Annotated in this window: 15 protein-coding genes and 1 pseudogene; 9 read left to right on the plus strand and 7 right to left on the minus strand. The window is 44.5% G+C overall.

The window, feature by feature from the left end; translation table 11 throughout:
- A pseudogene (locus L5M51_RS14220) lies at window positions 1-210 on the plus strand (IS3 family transposase); the annotation flags it as partial.
- A gap of 231 nt (window positions 211-441) precedes the next feature.
- On the opposite strand, the gene L5M51_RS14225 reads toward L5M51_RS14220, so the two are convergent.
- The 5 genes from L5M51_RS14225 to L5M51_RS14245 all read right to left on the minus strand — a co-directional run bounded on the left by L5M51_RS14225 (window position 442) and on the right by L5M51_RS14245 (window position 5028).
- Entirely contained in the window at window positions 442-1902 is a 1461-nt protein-coding gene (locus L5M51_RS14225; RefSeq protein ID WP_263173360.1) for a protein kinase domain-containing protein, read from the minus strand.
- A 119-nt stretch (window positions 1903-2021) separates the two neighbouring features.
- A complete protein-coding gene (locus tag L5M51_RS14230) occupies window positions 2022-2513 on the minus strand; it encodes a hypothetical protein (RefSeq protein ID WP_263173362.1) in 492 nt (163 codons plus the stop codon).
- A 98-nt stretch (window positions 2514-2611) separates the two neighbouring features.
- The gene (locus tag L5M51_RS14235) at window positions 2612-3382 is read right to left on the minus strand and encodes a hypothetical protein (RefSeq protein WP_263173365.1); all 771 of its coding nucleotides are present in this window, start codon (window positions 3380-3382) and stop codon (window positions 2612-2614) included.
- Window positions 3379-4002 (minus strand): hypothetical protein, encoded by a 624-nt coding sequence (locus tag L5M51_RS14240; protein WP_263173368.1) that lies wholly within the window; start codon window positions 4000-4002, stop codon window positions 3379-3381. The genes L5M51_RS14235 and L5M51_RS14240 overlap by 4 nt, the downstream gene beginning before the upstream one ends.
- Before the next feature lie 66 nt (window positions 4003-4068).
- Window positions 4069-5028 carry a hypothetical protein gene (locus L5M51_RS14245; RefSeq protein WP_263173371.1) on the minus strand — a complete coding sequence of 320 codons (960 nt, stop codon included), beginning with the start codon at window positions 5026-5028 and terminating at the stop codon, window positions 4069-4071.
- A 726-nt stretch (window positions 5029-5754) separates the two neighbouring features.
- Between L5M51_RS14245 and L5M51_RS14250 the strand changes: the two genes are divergently transcribed.
- From L5M51_RS14250 to L5M51_RS14260, 3 genes are all read left to right on the plus strand, one after another.
- Window positions 5755-6753 carry an AAA family ATPase gene (locus L5M51_RS14250; RefSeq protein ID WP_263173374.1) on the plus strand — a complete coding sequence of 333 codons (999 nt, stop codon included), beginning with the start codon at window positions 5755-5757 and terminating at the stop codon, window positions 6751-6753.
- Window positions 6754-6771: 18 nt separating this feature from the next.
- Window positions 6772-9273 carry a S8 family peptidase gene (locus L5M51_RS14255; protein WP_263173377.1) on the plus strand — a complete coding sequence of 834 codons (2502 nt, stop codon included), beginning with the start codon at window positions 6772-6774 and terminating at the stop codon, window positions 9271-9273.
- A gap of 788 nt (window positions 9274-10061) precedes the next feature.
- Entirely contained in the window at window positions 10062-10709 is a 648-nt protein-coding gene (locus tag L5M51_RS14260) for a CatB-related O-acetyltransferase (RefSeq protein ID WP_263173379.1), read from the plus strand.
- Window positions 10710-10755: 46 nt separating this feature from the next.
- Here L5M51_RS14260 and L5M51_RS14265 read toward each other — a convergent pair whose 3' ends face one another.
- The gene (locus L5M51_RS14265) at window positions 10756-11676 is read right to left on the minus strand and encodes a LysR family transcriptional regulator (RefSeq protein ID WP_263173381.1); all 921 of its coding nucleotides are present in this window, start codon (window positions 11674-11676) and stop codon (window positions 10756-10758) included.
- A gap of 185 nt (window positions 11677-11861) precedes the next feature.
- Between L5M51_RS14265 and L5M51_RS14270 the strand changes: the two genes are divergently transcribed.
- The 5 genes from L5M51_RS14270 (at window position 11862) to L5M51_RS14290 (ending at window position 17504) form a co-directional block, all read left to right on the plus strand.
- Complete coding sequence (locus L5M51_RS14270; RefSeq protein ID WP_259589996.1) at window positions 11862-12611, plus strand: 3-oxoacyl-ACP reductase family protein; 750 nt, start codon at window positions 11862-11864, stop codon at window positions 12609-12611.
- Between the two features lie 413 nt (window positions 12612-13024).
- Window positions 13025-13435, plus strand: coding sequence for a hypothetical protein (locus tag L5M51_RS14275; protein WP_212599483.1), 411 nt, complete (start codon window positions 13025-13027; stop codon window positions 13433-13435).
- Between the two features lie 399 nt (window positions 13436-13834).
- Window positions 13835-15946, plus strand: coding sequence for a protein-disulfide reductase DsbD family protein (locus tag L5M51_RS14280; RefSeq protein WP_263173384.1), 2112 nt, complete (start codon window positions 13835-13837; stop codon window positions 15944-15946).
- A 123-nt stretch (window positions 15947-16069) separates the two neighbouring features.
- Window positions 16070-16954 carry a thioredoxin domain-containing protein gene (locus L5M51_RS14285; protein ID WP_263173387.1) on the plus strand — a complete coding sequence of 295 codons (885 nt, stop codon included), beginning with the start codon at window positions 16070-16072 and terminating at the stop codon, window positions 16952-16954.
- 25 nt (window positions 16955-16979) lie between these two features.
- Window positions 16980-17504 (plus strand): protein disulfide oxidoreductase, encoded by a 525-nt coding sequence (locus L5M51_RS14290; RefSeq protein WP_263173388.1) that lies wholly within the window; start codon window positions 16980-16982, stop codon window positions 17502-17504.
- A gap of 110 nt (window positions 17505-17614) precedes the next feature.
- On the opposite strand, the gene cyoE is transcribed toward L5M51_RS14290, so the two are convergent.
- A complete protein-coding gene (cyoE, locus tag L5M51_RS14295) occupies window positions 17615-18547 on the minus strand; it encodes a heme o synthase (RefSeq protein WP_263173389.1) in 933 nt (310 codons plus the stop codon).
- Between the last annotated feature and the right edge of the window lie 13 nt (window positions 18548-18560).

Here is an 18560-nt window from a genome sequence, read left to right on the forward strand (position 1 = left end):
AAGCACAGCCAGCTGAACTTTGTGTCACCAGGGCAACGTCATGCGGGGCAAGATGGTGATATCTTAGCCAAGCGAAAAGAAGTGCTCGAAGCGGCAAAGGCAAGAATGCCCGAGCGTTGGTCCAAGGAAGTCAGAAATTGTGATGCTGTGGGTCCAGTCACGTTAAACCCAGATAAGGCACCCGCAAACAATGTAATAAATGCAGCTTAATATTTAAGCAAAGAGTGACAACTACCTTGAAAAACACCGGGTATCGAGCATATCTACGTACTTTGCAAAGTCGATATATCTTTGCAGCTCAGTACTGCTTTCTATTTTTCCAACAACTTCCACTGAAACTCCTTTAATTTGCTAACGCCTTAATCAAAGACAAAAAATAGTTGGTTAAAATTAGCGACGCAGGAACAAACCAAACTGTTTTTGTCCTGCTGAATTGATTTGTTAGGTAACATCTGCTTCGTAGTGAGATTTAGCATTTGTAGCTATATAGTTCCTAAACTGCTTTTCCGTCATTTTGTTATGCCTAGCATCGTAAGTACCTGAAGTACGATTATAAATAGATCTAGTTCCAAAAAAAACAAATGCTCCCTCTAGAAACCTTGTAATTACGCGAGCGCTTTCAGGCAGCTCTTTTCCTTGATATTCGTTGTATTCCCAATTGTTGTAATCTATATAATTCCCTGGGCTTATCTCACACAAAGTTTCACTAATCTTTTCTCTATTTAAGGAATTTTCAACACCTGTAGCTTCAGTACTTTCTACTTCCAACCTGAAATAGTTCCACTGTGGATCTAAACCAAATGACTCAAATGATAACTTTTTTGGTTTTAAAATCTCTGCTATTTTTTCATATACGTGCAGAACAATCATGCCGCTTTCTTCTGCCTTTGATACCGAACGTAACGTATTACCGCCACCTGTCGGGTAAAACATATGGTTTAAACTTTTCACGCGTGATACTTCATTAAGAATAGCGATAATAGCGTCAGTATCCGTCCATTCTGTTCTGCATGGCGCTCCTAAAGGAAATATTACTTTTTGAAGCTCTAGCCACTCTAAAAGATTGCGTGAGTGGAAGTCTTTATTAAGCTGTATCCATTCTCTTAATCTTTTGGCAAACTGCTTAGCGCTAGGTCTGAGATGGATATCATTATCTGTTGACTCGCTTAATAAGTTATCTAATGACGTTGTGTACACATCCTGACAATAGTTTTTGATAGCAATTATTGAATTTGGATTATATTGACCATCAAAGCCCTTTTCTTGCTTTGTTATAATTATCCAAAGGGTCTTTGCTAAGGAATATACATCAGCAAATAACCCGTTTGCCTTTTCGGCTTCTCTGCGCATTTCTGGTGCCATTGTAAATTTTGCACCAACGTCTCTTTTTTGAGGTGTTATCTTTTCTTTACTCGGGTATTTGACTAACCCAAAATCAGAAAAACAAAGCCGATTACTATAACAAAGAATGTTTTCTGGTTTGATGTCACGGTGTGAGATTTCTCGTTCGTGCAATTCAGCTAAAGTTTCTGCCAAAAGTACAAATTGCTCTGCAACTTGTATAGTTGACATTTTATTGGTTGACTCATAAATACCAACAGCTTTTGGCATTACGAACCAGGGTAGGTCATTTTGTAGGCTCGTTGGTATATTAGACTCAATAATATCTATTACACCAGCGATTTTTACAGATGAGAGAATGTGAATTTCAGCAACAAATCTTTTGTAGTTTGTTTCATCAATGTTTTTTAAAATTTTTATGGCCGAATTACTAAATCCATCTTTAGAGGCTTCCCATACATCACCATTCCCTCCTTCGCCTAGGGGCTCGATTAACTTCCATCCACCGATGACGTTACCTTTTTCTCTTTTGTACTTTTTGTTTCTCAACTTGGTCGACATCAGCTAGCCTATGTATGTTGCATAACGCCCAAATAACGGGCTTAAAAAGCTTGGCCATAATGGGAGCGCAGCGAACCAAGCCAAGCTTTCTAGTCCGCGCTTGTTTGTTAGGCAACGATTTAAAATTCTTCGATATCACCGCCAATATCCTGATATTGCTCATGTAAATCATAACAAATTTGTACGAATAACTCTGACATATCCCATTGTTCGAACTCGTCGATATTTGTTAAATTTCTTAAAGCATCCAAGCCTTGATCTATGCCGTCAGTCAAGTCACAAAATGCACCAGCTGCAAGCTCATAAAGCCCTAAAAATTCTTGAATTTTTGGTAAGTAGTTAAGTTTATGGGCAAATTTATTTCTCAGCTGGTTTATTGCTAATAAAACATCTTTCTGTTCTTGAGTGATATTACCCATATCAAAATTAACATTCACCAATTGGTAATAAGTATACCGATTGTACTTAGATTGATTTTTAATATCCGAAATACAAGCTAACTTATGCAACATAAACTCAACTGAAAGGTGGCCACACAAAAAGGTCGACAGCAATTCATTTGGATAAACGCAATGTTGATATAGCTCTGTAAAACTTTTCACTTCACTCAATTACAAGCCCCTTAGTTGCATAACGTCGGAATTGAGGGGCAGGCAAAAGGTGGCGATGCCAGCTTTTTGACAGTCCCTCTCGAATGACTTGTATAGGATCATTTTTTCGCGACCGGTGGTTTGAGTGTCGAACCGAATGCCTTGACATCTTGCACTTCAACCATTCTGAAGCGTCTATTGTGAGCCTCGTCAGCGAGCATCATAAGGATTGCTTTGTCACCTACCAGCTGAACCAATAGCCAATCGGATGGTTGGAGCGAAGAATCTAGCTCTACAACCGGAAGTGGAGACGACAAAGGCTCTGCATCGCGTATTGCCCGCGCTTCACCCAAGCGGTCAGGTGCCCAGAACAGGCCTGGGAGAACGAACCAATATATAAGCCATAGATGGCCGGAAGAAATCGGCTGGCTCGACTGCCGAATATGGCCAATCAGTTCAGATAATGTTACTCCCGCAGAAATTGCGAAGAATTGCGATCCCACTGATGCAAGGATATGCGCGCCCGAAGGTGGCGCATATCCAAACAGTCCTTGAGATGCCGCCAAAAGGATGCCTGCGATTCCAAGACAAGCTGCACAGAACCAACTGAGTTTTCGCAGTGAGACTTTATGATCGAGGACGAGGATCAGGGAGAAAAATGCCGCAGCAGCAACAGTGACTATGGTGCTAGCGCTCAGTTGCAAAAGCGCCAACGGCGAAACCGAGGCGGCAGCCCACGCGGCACCCAAGGCGGTGTAGTAGGAATTTGCTTCTCGCCAGCCAACAAAGTACCCCAAGGCAGACAAAGAAAAGAGCGCGGCAATTGCGCTTGGCAATAGCTCTAACCAAGCACCAATCGAAGAGGCCATCTGCTCAGTTTGTGGGGTCACTTGATTCCTAACGCCTCATTAGGGTTCTCTTTAATCGACTTTTGGGTTAGTTGTTCCACTTTTTGATTAATGAACAGATATAAGTTGGTAGAAAACATTCCGACCAATACAGCAACTAACGCCATAGTATAGAAATTACTTGGGCTACTCACTATGCCCTCAGGTGGAATACCTTGTTTCTCCAAATGTGGGGCTACAATTGCTAATAAGACCCCACTTTTAATACCAATCCATGAAAACGTAGCCATCAAACCTGAGGATAAAATTAAGGAAGTTTGGTTAACAACATTTAAACCAGCTATAAGGATTCTTGAGACAGCGCCTAGCATACCGAGTAAAAATGGAATTGTTAGCAAAACCAGAGCATTAAACGCTTGGTTAATTAGTATCAAAGTATCCTTATCAATTTGATATAAACCCGGATTCTTAATGGATGCCATAAAAAATATAATCAAGACGAAAAAAACCAGTGTACCTAATAACATTAATTTCATTTTTTCATGCATAGGGTGCCTAACAAAGTGACGTTCAGTGTTTTTTTCTTCTGATTGGGCTGTATTAGCTTGTTTACCTAGAGGTAAATTAGAAACTTTTTCATTATTTAGATTATCGGCACTCATGATTTCCTCTATTGCCTGATTAAACCCTAATGCCGCATTCGGTGGCTTGTCCGCTGTAATGCTTTGTTATAAGCAAGTAAACCCTAGTCTCAACTCATCCATCTTCACGACTCTTACGGGTAAGCCTAGTGATCTAGCTACGAACTTTGACTTCTTATATGTAGCCTCATCCTCAGTAACATAGTATTTAGCATCAGACGCGAAGAATAAATTATTCAAATCTCGGTGCATATTACTGGGTCGATTTTTCTTATTAATCTTGTCTCTAAATAAAGGGCTAAAATCTAGTAATGAATATGCATTTTGGATTTTTTGTCCTTTTGTCAAATGTTCTAGACATCTGCCATCAATAGCTAAAAATGACGATTGAATTTCCTCAAATTTTTCTTTTAGCTCTTCAAGATCATTAATTTTTCCTATATTAAAAAAGTCCTCCATCCTTTTAAAGTAAGGGCTTTGTTTGTTCATTATTGTATCTTGATTGGGAACGGTTTTATGCAAAGATTCAACCTCTTTTCTGAGTGACTTATAGATGTCTGGGTCATCCATTGAATCCCACATCATTTGCAGAACACTATTCATGACATTGGCATCAAGCATTCCATTACTTTTTTCTAAAAAAGGGCGAAACAAACTTTCCCGTGACAGCTTATCCATGTCTACCTGATAACTACCGCCTTCTGTAGTGAACTCTGGTTCAATTTCTCGTTCATTTATAATTTTGTTAAATTCTTCATTAATATCAGCTTTTACTGGCATTAATGTCTCATTTGAAAGCACTCCCAACATCAAACCTTCGGAGATTTCCTTGAGGAAGGAAAGATCCTCCTCAATGAACGACCAATTTTCTTTTTTAAATGTTGCAGCTAAATCCTTCAAATGTCCCTCTGATGCAGGAAATACGTACTTCCCCTTAAGACTTTGCATAAAGGATTTAAATTTAATTGCGTCAAACCTACCCTCTACAACCTTTTCATGCTTCATGTATTGAATAACGTTCCAATCTAAATAAATATATTTCTTCAACTTTGATATCCATTCAATTGCTTATAACGGCTTAGTATTTATGCGCTGTTTGCAGGGCATAAATCGCTTGTTGAACTTGGCCGCTGCCACATCCGTGTAAATGGGTATGAATGATGCTATAGGAATTTGCTTTTTTGCGGTAGCGGTTTTTTATACAGTTTGATGGGTAATCACTTGATATCATTTTAGCTTTCTCATTCTTTTGAGCTCACTTTCGACTGATTATTGACCTTGTTGACAGCATTTAGGCCCCACATTCAGGCTTTCAGTCACACCCTATCTCCTCATCGGCTTAATCCCCTAAGGCTGGCACCTTTTCGCTGGCGGTCATATCGGACGGGCATGATTTCTATGTTGAAAGTAACCTCACCACATTAGCTTTTCTATACCCGTAGCTTTATTCGCCTTACTTGTATTTTTAACTTTGAAACAAGCTTTGGGGCAAAAACGATTAAGGGTCGAAGGACAGCTGCCAAATGCCGACATACGCATTTAATATTGCTTTTCACTGAAAGCGGACATTGCGCGAAGTGAAGCGTTTAAGCACGATGAGCTGCCTGCAAGTAATTCAATTGCAGGTATTCATGCTCTAAAAGTAGGGTTCGATACTAAAATAATAAAAAACCGGACTCTGGTAAAGGCATCAACTCTAGATTAGCCCAATATTTTTATCGTTATCTTCGAACCAACAAGATACAATTACCTTATAAGCAGGGGAATTGAATTATGGCAAGTGCTGACCAATTAAAAGCGCTGCTCCAGTCACATTTGGAGGGCGACGAAAATCGTTTTTATTCTGTTGCTATGCAAGTGGCGGCTCATGAAGCAAAGCGCGGCCACGGTAAGCTTGCCGAAGAGTTGCGTTTGTTAGTTGATCAGGCGAAATCCCGCCGAACTGTAACCTCGGATAATAAAGCTGTTCCTATCAGTAGACCAAAAGGTGAGCTGGCCAATCTGCTTTCTGTGAGTTATCCCAAATCACGGTTGGGCGATATGGTACTGAGCGACGAACTTACCCAACAGTTGGAACGGATTATTCGTGAGCAGCGTCATGCTGCGGAAATCTTATCGCATGGTTTGTCCCCGAGACGTAAACTGTTGTTGATTGGTCCTCCTGGCACCGGCAAGACTATGACTGCATCTGTGCTTGCTGGTGAGCTTGGTTTACCTTTGTTCCAGGTTCGTTTGGACGGGTTAATCACTAAATTCATGGGCGAGACAGCTGCTAAGTTGCGACAGATTTTTGAATCCACCCATCAGGCCCGTGGTGTCTACTTTTTCGATGAATTTGATGCCATCGGTTCTCAACGTGGTTTGGCTAATGACGTTGGTGAAGTGCGACGTATACTCAACAGCTTTCTGCAAATGATAGAGCAAGATGACTCACACAGTCTGATCATCGGCGCCACTAACCATCCGGACATTTTGGATAATGCGCTGTTCCGTCGTTTCGATGATTTGTTGCATTACGAACTGCCTGACGAGGCTCGTATCGCCAGCGTGCTGAAATCAAGGTTATGCCACATTGCAATCAAAAATACTTCTTGGAAACGTCTGGCTGATAAGGCTTTAGGGTTCAGCTATGCAGAGTTGACTCGTGCTGCGGATGAAGTGCTCAAAACTGCTTTGATTGACCGGGTTGAAACAATTTCAGAAAAAGATGTCGCTCAATGTATTGAAGAGCGCAGGAAACTATCCAATCGACTAAATAAAATCAATTATTAAAAACGAAAAGGACATTCCATGGCGGAAAGGGAACAGAACAACCACCCGCATTTTATCTTCCAAAATAGTGCTCGCGCAGAAAGTTTTAAATCGCCACCCACTGGGGGCGGCGGCTCAGATATTCCAACCAAAGACAGAAACTTGCACGGTGGAGCTTTGCTTGAAAAACTCCATCAACTGACTCCAGTCTTGGCCGAAGCGGCAGCTCTACAGCGAGAGGCTGGTGTTGGAGAAGGCATCGGTCTGCAAATTGAGTTTGAAAGCTTCCCTGATGTTGAGATGGCCTTTGAATCTCTTGCCAGAGAGCGCTCTGGCATAGAACTACGGAATGTCAGACAAGAACACAACAAAACTTTCGCTACAGTGTTTGTTCCAGATGGAAAGCTGGAGTTTTTCGAGAAACTTATCACCGATTATTTGGACGAAAATAACGATAAAAAGAGCGGTCCTGCCCATAGCAAATTACTGAATGCTATTTCTGAAATTCGTGCAGCGACATTAAATGCACTATGGACTGATACTCCTGATTCGATGCCGACGCGAGATGATGAGCATCTATGGTGGGAAGTTTGGTTGCCAACCAGAGGTGATAGGCAAGGGGTAGTAGATCAATTTAAAGGCATGGCGGCTGGACTAGGTTTTCGCAATGCGCCTGGAGTGCTTCACTTTCCAGAGCGCTCCGTATTGCTGGCATATGGTTCTGTCGGCCAAATGAAACGCTCAATGATGACTTTAAACAGCATTGCTGAGTTACGTCGTGCTAAGGAAACCGCAGAGTTCTTTGATGCATTGACTCCGCAAGAGCAACCCGAATGGGCTGATGAATTAAATGGACGTCTAACGCTTCCTGCTGATGGTGCCGATGCTCCATATATCTGTTTGCTTGATACCGGCATTAACAATGGACACCCACTACTACAACATGCTTTATCCAACGGCGATAAGCACACAGTGGATCCGGCTTGGGGTTTAGATGATTCTGAAGGGCATGGCACCGAAATGGCTGGACTTGCCCTATTCGGAAATCTGACGGATGTGCTTTCAGCTCCGGGGCCTGTTAGGATCTCACACCGGTTGGAATCCGTTAAGCTGCTGCATGAAGACGGTACCAACGGTGGAGATGCTCAGCTTCATGGTTATCTTACTTCCGAAGCGGTCGCACGCCCTACCATTACAGCCCCGAATCGTAACCGTGTTTTCAGCATGGCGATTACAGCAAGAGATAACCGCGATCGTGGGCGCCCTTCAGCCTGGTCTGCAACTATTGACCGACTTGCTTATGATGTTGATGCACAAGGTGAGACTCCGAAACTGTTTGTTGTGTCGGCAGGAAATATCAGAGACCCAAATGCATGGATGACATATCCCGATAGTAATACAACTGACGGTATTCATGACCCTGCACAAGCTTGGAATGCATTAACTGTCGGCGCAATGACCAACCTTGCAAGGATCACGGAAGCAGATGCGCAGCATTATTTCCCTATTGCAGAAATAGGTGGTTTAAGTCCTTTCAGCACGACTTCCCAGACATGGGAACCTCATTGGCCGTTAAAGCCTGATGTAGTGTTCGAAGGTGGTAACGCTGCAAAAGATACTTTAGGTGCGTCTTGGATGGGCAGCTTAAGTCTGCTGACGACCCATGCAAGTCCAACAGAGCGTCTGTTTACAACGAGCAACGCCACAAGCGCGGCTTCTGCTCTTTGCGCTCGGATGGCCGCACAATTAATGGCTCGGTACCCAGATCTATGGCCTGAGAGTATTCGGGGCTTAATTGTGCATTCTGCCAATTGGACCGACGCGATGAAACGTATGTTTCTTCCAGCTCGGGGGGCGCCTACCAAAGCACAAACAACGCAATTAGTAAGGCATTGTGGGTTTGGAGAGCCTAGCATCGACAGAGCCATGTGGAGTGCTGATAGCTCGTTGACGATGATTTGTCAGGAATTTTTGCAACCATTTAAGCGAGAAAAGGGTGAAGAGCCCAAGCTGCGCGATATGAATTTGCATCGTTTGCCATGGCCATTAACCGAATTGGAGGCTCTTGGAGAAACGCATGTCGAGATGAGGGTAACACTGTCTTATTTTATTGAACCTAACCCGTCCTCCAGAGGTGTTACCTCTCGATACAGGTATGAATCACATGGCCTTCGTTTCGATGTGAAGCGGCCGACCGAAAGCGAGGACGCATTTCGCTCCCGGATAAATGCAGCAGCCAGAGATGATGAAGAGCGAATTGTTAGTAACGATACAGACGCTAACTGGTTAATAGGAAAGAAAAACAGACATAAAGGCTCATTGCATTCAGATATTTGGGTGGGGAGCGCGGCAGAGTTGGCGAGTCGGGGCGTTTTAGCTGTTTATCCTTCACTTGGTTGGTGGAAAACAAGGCCTGCACTTGAAAGATACGGTCAGCGGGTAAGGTACTCTCTGATTATTTCTATTCATGCGCCCGATGTAGATGTGGATTTATACACGCCAATTGCGAACAAGATTGGTGTCCCAGTCGTTATCGAATAATCTAAAAAAGTTGGTGGCATAACCTTATAAGTGATTCGCCACCGTTACCCTAGTCACTTTGTAACATTACTCAAATTTGGTCAATCATGGAATGTAAAGGTTAGTCGAAAGTCACACTGCTAACTCGTTTGGGGGCCATTTCGATTTAGAAATGGCAGCTGTAACTATGCGATCGCTGCCATTTTAGTATCAAACTTATTGCTCCCCCACAGTTACAGCTGAACAATTCACAGATAGAGAGTCATTAAAGGCCGCTAAAAAATTTGCGCAAGATCTAGCTAAGAGGAAAGGATTTAAGAAGATAGGTCGCTAGTAACGAATGCTGGATACTCAGTTAAGCAACTTTTCAATACCCATTTTGATTCACTGGTGGCTAGATTAGCAATACAACCAATACTGTTTAGAGCTATTGTCAGTTTGCAAAGGCTTAATAGTCATTTGTAGTAAAGTTACATTTTTCACTTGAGTTATTTTGTGGCTGTTCCTATTTGTCAGACTATGGGTACATTTTATGTCGATGTATGGTTACATCATTTAGCTAAGTAATTGTTTCTGTATATGCTGCTATGTCATAGTTTGGTTTCAGCGACACTTTCAGTGACAACGGCTTAGCTCATGTCGATATTTCAGTTTTATGGGCTATTTTCTTTTTTATACCCACTTGTGATTTTTTATATGAAACTCATTCCTCTGCTAAAACAGCCGCGTATTCACTGACTATTCTAATGTAAAACTTCTCATAACATTATGTTTCGTATTAACAATTTTGTTTATAAAGAGGATTTGCAATGCAGAAAAAGCATTGGTCAAAAGTTCAGTTATTGCATGAGGTAGTCACCAATCCCAATATCATAGTCAAAGGTCAACATAGCTATTACAGTGATTGTTGGGATGCTGGCTTTGAGGGATCTGTAGTGAGATATCTTCATGGCGATGAAGTGAGCCGTGAGTGGGAGCCTAAGTGGCCTATCGATAAACTTTATATCGGTAACTATGTGTGTATCGCCGCCGAAGTTGTGATCTTAATGGGCGGAAATCATACGCATAGAGCAGATTGGTTTTGTTTATACCCCTTTGTGGATTTTATTGAGGATGCCTACGTAGGCAAAGGCGATACTCATATTGGTGATGGGGCTTGGTTAGGTATGAGATGTATGCTGATGCCTGGGGTGACGATAGGTGAAGGTGCGGTTGTTGCCGCAAATAGTGTTGTCACCCAAAATATCGAACCCTACAGTATTGTGGCGGGATCACCCGCGAAATTAATCAAGTATCGGTTCGATAAAGACGTTATTACTGAGTTACTGGCGTTAAAAATCTACGATTGGCCTGCCGAAAAGTTTGATAGCTTAAAGCAGCATTTGTGTTCGGCGGATTTTGACGCGCTCAGGAAAGCGATCACTCTCTATGACCAATCTGTACATCAAAGCAAGTAACCGTTAGTCCCAAAGTCAAAGGTCTCGCTCAGTCGAGGCCTTTCACTTATCCTGCCTTAAATCTGCTTTTGGGCGCTTTCGCTAAGTCGACCAGTTCTTCGATGATCACTCGTAGCTTGGGTTGGAGGTAAGGAGTTTTAAGCCAAATTAAGTGGATGGGTGTATCGTCACTGGCGAGTTCGTCCAGTACCGAGATAAGTTCACCAGTTTTAAGATAGTCCTCAACCAACCATATTGGCACTTGCGCTAAACCCACTCCCGCTAGTGTGGCCGCTAAAATGGCTTCGCAATCAGCGATTTCGTGGCGTACTGGAATGTCATAAGCCTCGATGATCCCATCCTCATTTTTAAGTAACCAGCGATGTTGCTGCCCAAGCGGCCAGCCGACAATGCATTGGTGCTGGCTGAGATCATCTTTGCCTTGTGGCGTACCAAGTCGAGCGAAATAGGCAGGAGATGCGCAGATCACTCGGCGTTGTTCCCCTAATCTGCGGGCGACTAAATCCACAGTGTCGCCGAGTTGTCCGACACGCACCGCCAAATCAATGCCGTCACTAAACAAATCGGTCGCTCTATCGTTAAAGGTAATGGATAACTCGAGCTTGGGATATTTTTGCGATAGTGATAATAGGGTTGGCAGTATATATCGCCGCCCAAAAGTGACGGGTAAATCCACTCGCACTCGACCTGAGGGAATTTGCTGTTCGCTGCCGAGTCGGCTCTGTGCATTGTCTAGGATTGCCATGGCATTTTGGCAATCTGTGAGATACGAATCGCCATCATTGGTTAAGCTTACACGCCTTGTGGTGCGGTGCAGTAGCTTAGTGCCTAAGCGGGTTTCTAATCGCACTATGCTTTTACTGAGCGCCGAACCAGTCATGCCTAACGCCTGCGCCGCTAAGGTAAAACTGCCGAGCTGGGCAACTGTGACGAAATGGCGTATCTCAACAAATTGATTATTTATCACGGCAATTAATTCCTTATAGGACTTAGTGAAGGTCATTTTAGTGACTTAATCATGGCAAGTGAATCGCGTAAGCTACTACCACAGTATGAAAATGAGCGTTAACGTACAAGCGAACGTCATTTTGTAATTGATTAAAAAGGTTTTTCTATACAATCAACCTTAACCACCTATTGAGTGAGCAAACTATGAAATCGTCGAATAATCTGCAAGGTAAAGTGGCTTTTGTACAAGGTGGTAGTCGTGGTATCGGTGCCGCCATCGTTAAACGTTTAGCGAGTGACGGCGCAGCAGTTGCCTTTACCTATGTGTCATCTGAAGCGCAGTCGCAATTGCTGGTGGACGAAGTTATCACTCATGGCGGTCAAGCCATTGCCATTAAGGCCGACAGCACAGAGCCGGAGGCGATTCGTCGTGCCATCCGCGAGACCAAAGCGCATTTCGGTGGCTTAGATATAGTGGTTAATAATGCGGGTACGCTGATTTGGGATAGCATTGAAAATCTGACGCTAGAAGACTGGGAGCGAACTGTTAACACTAATGTGCGCAGTGTGTTTGTGGCGAGCCAAGAAGCCGCGCTGCATATGAATGACGGTGGCCGCATCATCAATATCGGTAGTACTAACGCTGAGCGTATTCCGTTTGTGGGCGGTGCTATTTACGGCATGAGTAAATCGGCCTTAGTCGGTTTAGCCAAAGGGTTAGCGCGGGATTTAGGCCCTCGAGCTATTACGGTGAACAATATTCAGCCTGGACCTGTGGATACTGATATGAACCCTGATAATGGTGATTCATCTGAGCCCGTTAAGGCGATAGGCGCACTAGGGCGTTACGGTAAAGCCGAAGAGATCGCCAGTTTTGTCGCCTTTATCGCGGGCCCAGAAGCGGGTTACATCACAGGGGCGAGTTTGATGATTGATGGTGGGTTTTCTGCATAAGTTTTGTCTGTATTTATCTTTTAGGCAAAAGTAGGCAAAAAGTTTGATTCCAGTCATTAATAAGCCTGCACAAGAGTCACTCTGGCGGGCTTTGCTTAAATTGTGGCTAGTTATGCTGAATCAATATGTTAGAGCATAAAAACTCGTTGAGTATGATGGTAAGAACTTAGGTCGTTGTTACTCAAATTATCCGTCAGCAAAGTGCGGTTTTATTGAAATGGTGGACTATGGCTTGAGTCAGGCAAGGCAAAATAATTTGCTTGTTGATGAACTATTGTTACAATCCGCCGGTCTTATCTTCAGCTATTTGTTGAAAGACACTCATTTTTTATCTTTATTATCAAAGAATAAGACGAAGGGAAATCCAAATTTCTAAGTTATCGACTAAGCAAACAGGCAACCTATGGGGCGTGATGGTGTTTACCATCCTGACCTTGTTCTGTTTGACTCAAAATAGTGGAATACTTAACTTGTTGCTCAAGGAGTCGAGCGCGCAAGCGATGTCGGCTACGTCTTTTTCTGGTGCTGGTTTTAGCGCCAACTCAGCTTTAAACGCCAGTTCAGCTTCAAACAATATGGCTAGCCACGCCGATGCTCAAGCGGCGGGTACTGAGCTGGTCAAAAGTGAACCTAAAAAATGTGAATTGTCTGAGAAATCGATCCGAACCTGTATCGACACTCCGAGTACCATCCCATTTCTTATCCTGCTGTTCCTACTGCCGTTACTTCCCCGCGCCTCCCGCGTGATAACACTGTTACCCATACAAGGTTATCAAGCTAAACCTAGGCGAATACATCTCACACATTGTCGCTTTCAAGAATAAAAACTTATTTATCAATTTGATAGGTGGGTTTGTTTAGGCATGTTTTCTCTCAGTCAATATTTGACTTTTCTCGCCAGTTTGCCGGTAGAAAAGAAAGTTAAGCGGCTGCAGAACATCCAATTTTACACATCACACCTCCCTATCTGACTGCTTGAACTTAAGCCTTCTATCACGCTGATGTTTCTTAAGCCATAACGATATTGGTAACCAGAACATAACGTTAGCCAATATTTATATGGCCTAGAAGCAAGGTAAGCATGCACGCAGCATCACAGAGTCTTGTTTAACTTAGCTTGGTCTAACAGCGCTTAAGTATTGCAATGGCAAATGCTGACGATATATCGAAGAGATTAATATGCAATTTAATAACAAACAGTTAGTGCATATTTGGGGGACAAAATGAGTACATTAAAATCCATGTTAACCAGATTCTGGATACTCGCCTTGATAGTGACGAGTCCGTCGCTAATGGCCGCATCGACGGGGTGGTTGGTTAATGATAATCACCCTCCAGCCAAAGTACGTTTTATGCTAACGGGGGAGGTTGATCCTGCAACGAATACTTTGCCTGCTGTGCTTGAAGTACAACTTGAGGGCGATTGGAAAACCTATTGGCGCAGTCCTGGGGAAGGCGGTATCGCGCCGACGATAAAATGGGATGGCTCACGCAATCTACAGCAAGTGGATTGGAGATGGCCAGCGCCAGAGGAATTCTCATTATTGGGGTTACAAACCTTTGGTTATAAAGGCAATACCATCTTTCCCTTAACCCTAAAAGTCGATGATATCGCTGCGCCAACTCAGCTGCGTGGCAAAGTGACCTTGTCGACTTGTACCACCATCTGTGTACTGACGGATTATCAGATTAGTCTCGACTTCACGCCCAATGCGCTGCAAGCGGACACCGATGCCATGTTGGCTTACAACAAAGCCGTGTCGCTTGTGCCGCAAAAAGTGTTGACCCAAGAGGGCCAAAATCCTGCCATGACAATGGGTTGGGATGCCGCCAAAGGTCAACTTGAAGTCAGACTCAATGATGCCAACTGGCAGCAACCCAATGTGATTATCGATGGTGAGCCAGATACCACATTTAAGCTAGTGAGCTTAAAACCAAGCGAAAGCGATGCTAACGGCAAGCAATTGGTCGGTATTTTTAGCGGTAAAAGTTGGCTGGGTGAGCCCGAAGTCTTAGGTAAATCGCTGAACATGACTATCGTCGATAGCGAGCGGGCGTTGGAATACAGCGCCGAAGTTAAGCCTGTGGTGATTACCCAAGAAAGTACCTCGATATTCGGCATGATTTTGTTAGCGCTTATTGGTGGTTTGATCTTAAACGTCATGCCCTGCGTGTTACCAGTACTCGGCATGAAGCTCAGTTCAGTGGTTGCCGCGCCTGATCTTAAGCGCAATCAAATCCGCCAACAGTTCATCGCATCAGCGCTGGGGATATTGGCCTCATTCTGGTTACTCGCTGGCTTTATCTTAATGCTTAAGCTCACGGGGCAGGCGATTGGTTGGGGCGTGCAGTTCCAAAACCCTTGGTTTATCGGCTTTATGGCGCTGGTGACCACAGTGTTTGCATTCAATATGTTAGGTGTATTTGAGATTAACTTACCCTCTAACGTGCAAACCAAGTTAGCGACAACGGGCGGCAATAATAACAGCGGGCACTTTTTACAGGGCATGTTTGCGACGCTACTGGCGACGCCCTGTAGTGCACCATTTTTGGGTACTGCGGTCGCCTTCGCTTTGGGCGCCGATGTACTGAGCTTGTTTGCCATTTTCACTGCGTTGGCCGTGGGTATGGCGTTCCCTTGGTTGATTGTGGCGGCATTTCCGCAAGTGGCGGGTTATTTCCCTAAACCCGGTCGCTGGATGAACACAGTCAAAGTGTTTTTCTCCGGCATGTTACTCCTCACCAGTTTGTGGCTCATTAGCCTGTTGTCCAGCTTTATTGATGTGCTCTACCTATGGCCGTTAGCGGGTGTCATTACACTGATATTTATGGTGTTTATGGCTAAAAAATATGGCGCGATTGCGATTGTGAGCTGCTTAGGTATCGGCATTTTACTGTCGGCGGTTATTGCATTTATGACGGCGAACCAGTGGGCTAAACCTTTACCTGCGGATCTTGCTTGGATGCCATTGGATCAAGCATTGATTAATCAGCAGGTCGCCCAGGGCAAGACAGTATTTGTCGATGTGACTGCCGATTGGTGTATCACCTGTAAGGCCAATAAAGTTGGCGTGATCTTGCAAGATCCAGTCTATAGCCTGTTGCAACAGCCGCATATTTTGCCGATGAAGGGCGATTGGACTACGCCTTCTGAGCCTATTACTCACTACCTGCAAAGCCATAATCGTTTTGGGGTGCCATTCAACGTGGTTTACGGCCCGGGTGCACCGCAGGGGATTGAGCTGCCGGAAATTCTATCGACTGAGCTTGTGCTTGCTGCGATTGAGCAGGCCTCAGCGTCCCCAGAAAAGTCATCCGTAGCGGCAGGGAAATAACGCTAACGAACAGCCATTCACTCGGCAATATCACTGGCGAGTCTCATTCAATAGCGAGTCGAGTGGCACTCAACAAATACTCAGGTCAGGGATAACCCTGACCTAAGACAATGGAAATCGATTATGAAACAGAAGATTGAAGTACAAAACATCACTGAATCAATGCAGAAAACTCAAGCCATTGGAGGCACCCAAATGTCGAAATTTAGCTCTTTATTCAAACATCGCAAGTTACAGATGTTTGCTGTCTCGGGTGTCGCCATGGCAATGCTGGTGGTTTCCTTGCCTTCGGTGAGCACCATGGCCTATGCCAAGGACAGCAGTTTATCGGCGGCCCAGCAGCAAGAGGTGCGAGCGATTCTTAAAGATGCCTTGATCAATGATCCTGACCTAATGAGAGAAGCAATTATTGCGTGGCAAGCAAGGGAGCAAGAGGGGGCCAATACAGCCATGCAAACGAGCCTAGTGACCCATCATAAAGCCATGTATGAGACCAAAAGCGATCCGTGGAAGGGCTCTGCGACACCTGAGATTGAGATGGTGTACTTCACCGATTTTAACTGCCCATACTGCAAGAAAATCGAGTCTTCGCTGAACCAGCTGATTGAAGAGTTTCCGCAGTTAAAAATCATAGTTAAAATGGTGCCGCTGCAGGGCGAAGGCTCCAAAATGGCAGTCGATTTTGCCCAAACGGTTTGGTTAAACGAGCCTGAAAAGTATCTCAAGGTGAAGGATATGTTGATGTCGAGTCCGCGTGGACTCGATGCCGCCGCCATCGCTAAGGTCGCTAAACTGACGGCAACCGAGCGTTGGGTGGGCAACACAGATGAGCGCGTTGCAAAAATGGTCGATGACAATGTTAATTTAATGAATGAGTTAGGCATAGGTGGCACCCCAAGTATGATAGTGGCTGATACGCTTATTCCCGGATTAGTGCCTTACGAAGTGTTAAAAGAGCAGCTTGAAGCAGCGATTGCCGCTAAAGATAAGACGCAGAAGAGCAGTTAAGATGCCGCCAAAGGAAACTGAAAATATGAGCGCCGAACAGGTTTCGATATCTTTACCTAAACGCATATTGGGCTGGACTAAGCAGCTGGCACTTTGGCTGCTCATTGCCCTTATCGTGACCAGCGTGATGGACATCTGGCGCGGCAAAGATATCCCGCGGGATAATTTGCCGCAGCTCCAAGGGACGACGTTGGCTGGGGAAGCGCTTGATATTGCTAAGTTAAGCCAAGATCAGGCGGTATTAGTGTACTTCTGGGGCACTTGGTGCCCTGTGTGTAATTTTGTCAGTCCGGCGGTCAATCAAATGTCGGCCTATTACCCCGTGGTGACGGTTGCCATGAATTCGGGGGAGGATGAGAAACTGAGAAAATATCTTCAGCATCAAGGCTATGGCTTTGACACTATTAATGATAGTGACAGCAAGATTGCCCGTGATTGGTCATTGCAGGCGACGCCAACCATTATGATCTTTAAAGATGGCGAGTTAAAACACTATACGACAGGCTTTACTAGCCTGCCAGGCATGTGGTGGCGAATGCTATTCACCTAAAGGTGATACATCAGGGGCTGTTTTAAGGGAGAAAAAAAGCGCTAATTTAGGTTAGCGCTTTTTATTATCAACTTATTTCAGGACTAGGCAACTAGCTGAAAGCTTAGGGTTTACTTCACTAAGGTGAGCAGTGGCGCCTGACTCACTACTTGGAAGTCGAGCGCCATAGTCACACTGAGCGCCGTAATAGTGATGATTGAAAAACCAAACACTTGGCGAGCCCAGCGGTGCATGTCGACGCCGTGGCGATAACCTTTTAATGCCATGGCAAGCCACCACAGGCTGGTTGCGCAGGTGACTGCCATAAAGGCGATACCTGTATAACCCGCGAGTGGCAGCAGCGCACTGACTAAGGCGAACACTGCAATATACAGCACGATATGCAGTTTTGCTTTGGTCATGCCTTCTGCAACCGGCAGCACAGGAATATTGGCGGCCGCATAGTCATTAAAACGGAAAATCGCGATGGCATAGGAATGCGGCATCTGCCATAGACTGAACATCAACAGCAAAATAGCTGCACCCATGTCCATTTGCCCTGTCACGCTGCAATAGCCAACCACGGGCGGTACTGCACCCGAGAAGCTGCCAACCAAAGTGCCATACACTGAGTTACGTTTCATGTAGAGGCTATAAACCCCCACATAAACGATGTAACCAATAACGGCAAATAGCAGGGCTAATGCATTGGTAAACAAGGCTAAGATGCTAAAGCCTAACACACCTAAGGCGAGTCCAAACGCGAGTACGTTAACCACGGCAATTTCGCCCGTGACGGTTACGCGTTTGCTGGTTCGCTGCATCTTGGCGTCGATATCACGGTCAATACAGTTATTGACAGCGCAGCCCGAGGCTACAACCAAGGACAATCCCACTAAGCTCGCCAGCATCAAGACCAAATTTACGTCGCCTTTGGCGGCTAATAAAAAACCGCCAGCAACGGAAATCAGATTCCCGAAAATGATGCCAGGCTTAGTAACCTGCACATACCCTTTGAAGCGTGCTTTCCATTGCGGTGACATAAATCTGTCTTGTGTTTGCATAGACTGTTTCTCG

The sequence above is a fragment of the Shewanella sp. SM73 genome (genome assembly GCF_025653795.1).
Taxonomy (GTDB): domain Bacteria; phylum Pseudomonadota; class Gammaproteobacteria; order Enterobacterales; family Shewanellaceae; genus Shewanella; species Shewanella oncorhynchi.